3 protein-coding genes are annotated in these 4,179 nt (G+C 41.8%); 2 read left to right on the top strand and 1 reads right to left on the bottom strand.

The genetic code is table 11. The features are described 5' to 3' along the window. Window positions 1-275 precede the first annotated feature (275 nt). On the bottom strand, window positions 276-1,922 hold the full coding sequence (locus tag H6G86_RS37805; RefSeq protein ID WP_190938679.1) for a Ppx/GppA phosphatase family protein: 1,647 nt from the start codon (window positions 1,920-1,922) through the stop codon (window positions 276-278). 310 nt (window positions 1,923-2,232) lie between these two features. Here H6G86_RS37805 and H6G86_RS37800 point away from each other — a divergent pair, with 310 nt between their 5' ends. Both H6G86_RS37800 and H6G86_RS37795 read left to right on the top strand, forming a co-directional pair. Then, window positions 2,233-3,114: a 4-hydroxybenzoate solanesyltransferase gene (locus tag H6G86_RS37800; protein WP_190938678.1), complete on the top strand. Its 882-nt coding sequence runs from the start codon at window positions 2,233-2,235 to the stop codon at window positions 3,112-3,114. A gap of 120 nt (window positions 3,115-3,234) precedes the next feature. Then, a complete protein-coding gene (locus H6G86_RS37795; RefSeq protein ID WP_190938677.1) occupies window positions 3,235-4,002 on the top strand; it encodes a DsbA family protein in 768 nt (255 codons plus the stop codon). Window positions 4,003-4,179: the final 177 nt, after the last annotated feature.

The raw sequence follows: 4,179 nt of genomic DNA, 5'->3' as shown, positions 1-4,179 counted from the left end.
CGAGTTCTGTCAAAGAGATTGTTGTAGTGACCCATGCTACGAAGCGGTCTTTCTTGACCAAGGTTGGGACGGTCTACTACTATTTCTAAGATACAAGGTTGGGGAGCCACTGCGTTGCGCGGGTTTCTCGCGTTGTAGCAAGTGGCGTTGGAGGATTTGCGAAAGCCAACATTCTTATATATATATGTTGGGTTGCGCTCCGCTTCACCCAACCTACATCTAATGCACTATTTTAGTCTTGCCACGCTACTACTTTCTAAAAGAATTGAGCAACCTTAAATTTTTCTAAAAGGTTTTTCTAAACTTGCTACTAATTTAACTCCAAATTCTTCCTCAAACACTCCTTTTTTATAATCTAAACTCCAAAGTTCTAAAGCACAGTCATCATCAGCTTGAGATGGAAAAATTAGCAGGTTTACCTGTCGAAGTTGTTGATAATACTCACAATGCACTTGAGATATCGCCCCAATTTGTCGTCTATCTAGTGCCACCGCTAATCTTAGAATTGCACTCAATTGACTAACCATTTGGCACTGCTCTTTAGTCAACAGACTCTGGTAAATTTCATGTTTTTTCTTGGGCGGCGATTTGCGATGATAACGTGCTAAGTTGGCTATGATTTCAATCTCGGTTTCTGTATAACCAAGTAATTCACCATTGCGAATTAGATAATAAGAGTGCTTGTGGTGAGACGAATGACTGATATAATGACCGCAATTGTGTAATATTGCAGCGGCCCATAGCAGTTGTCGCTCGTCAGATCCCCAGTGATGTAACGTACCTTGAGTTTGATCAAATAAACTCTCGGCAAATCTGGCGACGCGATCGCTATACTCTAAGTTAACGTGGTATTTATTAGCGATTTTTAAAACATTCCGTTCTCGAACTGAACTTTGGTAACGCAGCTTATCTTCAATTAAGCCGTGGGCTAACATCCAGTCTACGATTACGCCTTCCCGCAGAGAACGCTCACAAATTGTGATCGATTCACTGCCTAAAAGGGTCATCGCTTCCTGTAATATTACTGCACCAGCCAGTATAACTTCAGACCGCTTGTCTGGCATTCCCGGAATCGCAGACTTTTCGGAATTACTCAGTTTCCGCAAGCGATTTACCAACTCTCGCAAGTCTTTAAGACTAAACTGATAGCCATTGAGAGTGGAAGGAATAACACCTGACTTTTCTCGTGCATGAATCATCGCTAGGGTTTCAATCGTGCCAGATGTACCCACCAAACGGGGAGATTCCCCAAACTGGAAATTTGCTAATACCTCATCCACGGAACGTTCTAACATACCGCGTGTATAGGATTGCAAATATACAAACTCTGTGTTGCTGATGGGATCGGTAGTGATTAACTCGCTAGTGAGTCGCACTGCACCAATTTTTGTACTGGTGAGAGTGCGCGGTTCTTGACTATCACCCAAAATTAATTCTGTAGAACCACCGCCAATATCAACAATGATATGGGGTTGGTTGTGAAATTCCATCCCCGAAAGCACACCAAGGTAGATTCGTCGCGCTTCTTCTTGACCAGAAATCAAGTTAACGCTTAAACCCAATTCCTTTTCTACTCTGTGCAAAAAATCTTTACCATTGGGGGCTTCGCGCACGGCACTAGTCGCCACAGCAATGATTGTTTCAGCGTCGATGGTTTTGGCAACTTCTTGGAAGCGTCCTAAAGCAGCGATCGCCTTTTTAATGATCTCTGGTTTGAGTTCTCCAGTGGTAAGATTGCGATCGCCAAGTCTCACAGTTTCTTTTTCTCTGGCGATAATGCTAAAGGCTGGTAGCGTGGGGTCAATTTTAACTACTACCATGTGTAGAGAATTTGTTCCCAGGTCAATGGCAGCAATAATCCGATGTTGGTTAGGTGGTTGAGTTGCAGAACTCTCCCAGCTAGCCGAAACTAAATTCTGCATCTAGTTTTCTCTCTTTATAAGAAATGATGGCAAACGGTGGTATGTCGGGGTAGCTGGCACTGATATTTATTGCAACGTACTTACTCAAACTGAATGCTGAGTAAATTAAAAAATACTCAGCACTCGCAACTCAGTTTCGTCGAGGGCAACTGAGCTAAGTATATTCACCCTAATGCGTCTAACGCTAGCGACTATTAAAAGATATTTAAAGTTGCCACTTTGGGTGATGTTTTTACAAATAACAAATAACGTTATTCTATAGATGTAAAGATGTGTGAATTCATCTATCTAAAGTTATTTGTTGATTTCTATGTTAACGATGCCAGAACGCCCCCAGTTACCAGTTTGGCTTGTAATTATCCGGCTTTTACGCTGGCATAAACCAGAAGGACGGTTAATTTTAATGATTCCTGCTCTTTGGGCAGTGTTTTTAGCAGCTTCTGGGAAACCGCCTTTACCTCTGGTTGGTGTAATTATATTGGGTACTCTGGCCACAAGTGCGGCGGGATGTGTTGTCAATGATTTATGGGATCGGGATATCGATCCAGAAGTGGAGAGAACACGCGATCGCCCCCTCGCTTCTCGCGCTTTATCTGTGAAAGTTGGGATTGTAGTTGCGATCGTATCACTAGTATGTGCAGCTATCCTGGCCCTTTACCTTAACCCCCTAAGTTTCTGGTTATGTGTGGCAGCAGTGCCCGTAATTGTCCTTTATCCAGGCGCAAAGCGAGTGTTTCCTGTGCCGCAACTGGTACTTTCAATCGCTTGGGGTTTTGGGGTGTTGATTAGCTGGAGTGCAGTTACTCAAACCATCACTCAACCAACTTGGTTACTTTGGGGCGCGACTGTACTGTGGACATTGGGATTTGATACAGTTTATGCCATGAGCGACAAGGAAGACGATCGCCGCATTGGTGTTAATTCAAGTGCCCTATTTTTTGGGAATTATGCCCCTGTAGCAATTGGAATTTTCTTTGCTGGCACAATCTTGTTATTGGCTTGGTTAGGTTTACTCATAAATCTGCACTTAGCCTTCTGGATTAGCCTTGCAGTTGCTACTATGGGATGGGTTTGGCAATCTCTGCGATTAAGACAGCGAGATTTACCTAATTCTGTTTATGGTAAGATGTTCCGGCAAAACGTGTGGATTGGTTTTATTTTACTTGTTGGGATGATCGCTGGATCTTTTTAATCAGTAAAAAGGGAATTTTCATAACTTTGATTATGGGATTTTTCCTTGAAGCGTACTTCGAAGTCGAAGCAACTGCGTGTCTATAAAGTTAGACAAAAATAAATATTTATGAGTTTTTCTATGAGTAAATTCTTTGATTCGTTTAGTTCATTAATTCAGTATATGCGTACTTGGGCAGCAATAAGTCTGCTCTGTTTAGTTGTCGCCTGGTCATTTCCTGTACAAGCTGCTAGCCGGATTGATCCGCAACTAGAACAGCAAGTCTTACAAATTATCCGCGAACATCCACAGGCAATTATTGAATCTGTTCAAGTTTATCAGCAGCAGCAACAACAAAAGCTCAAGCAAGCACAGCAAGCATTTTTACAAGATTTAAAGACGAATCCTCAAACAGTGATTGGTGAGTCTCCCACCACAGGTTCAACTAAATCAAAAACTGTGCTAATAGAATTTTCCGATTTTCAATGTCCCTACTGTGCCGAGGCGCATAAAACATTGAAACAATTGTTAGCAAAGTATCCAGATAAGGTAAAATTAGTTTATAAGAATTTACCACTAATTTCAATTCATGCTGAAGCATTACCATCTGCGAAAGCAGCTTGGGCAGCATATCAACAGGGCAAATTTTGGGAATATCATGATGCGCTATTTACTAATCAAAAGCAACTAGGTGAAGCGTTATATTTAGATATTGCTAAAAAGCTGAATCTAGATTTAAGTAAATTTAAACGCGATCTTACTCTTGCTACTCCCGCAATTACAAAAGATATCCAATTAGCAGAGAAGTTGGGTGTTTCCGGCACACCTTTCTTTGTCATTAATAGTCCAACTTTTTCAGGAGTTCCACAGCTAGCGGATATCGAAAATATATTGATTGGTGCTAAGTAAATGAGTGTGTTTGAAAATAACCTGTCACTGTTTAAGTAACTAGTGGCGTGTCAAGGCTAAAATAGTGCATTAAACGTAGCGACTGTCTTAAAAGTCAAGCGATCGTGAACAAAAAACCGGGACTGTGAACATTGACGCAACAGGGGAACGCTGCGCTAGATTCGGTGGTGGCTGGTA

This window comes from Nostoc sp. FACHB-133 (genome assembly GCF_014698055.1).
Taxonomy (GTDB): Bacteria; Cyanobacteriota; Cyanobacteriia; order Cyanobacteriales; family Nostocaceae; genus Nostoc.
The sequence above is the reverse complement of the archived record's forward strand: the minus strand, read 5'-3'. Positions and strand labels throughout refer to the sequence as shown.

Bases quoted from the DNA above. Each gene is read 5' to 3' on its own strand.
- H6G86_RS37805 (WP_190938679.1), bottom strand. From the start codon at position 1,922: ATGCAGAATTTAGTTTCGGCTAGCTGGGAGAGTTCTGCAACTCAACCA.
- H6G86_RS37800 (WP_190938678.1), top strand. From the start codon at position 2,233: ATGTTAACGATGCCAGAACGCCCCCAGTTACCAGTTTGGCTTGTAATT.
- H6G86_RS37795 (WP_190938677.1), top strand. From the start codon at position 3,235: ATGAGTAAATTCTTTGATTCGTTTAGTTCATTAATTCAGTATATGCGT.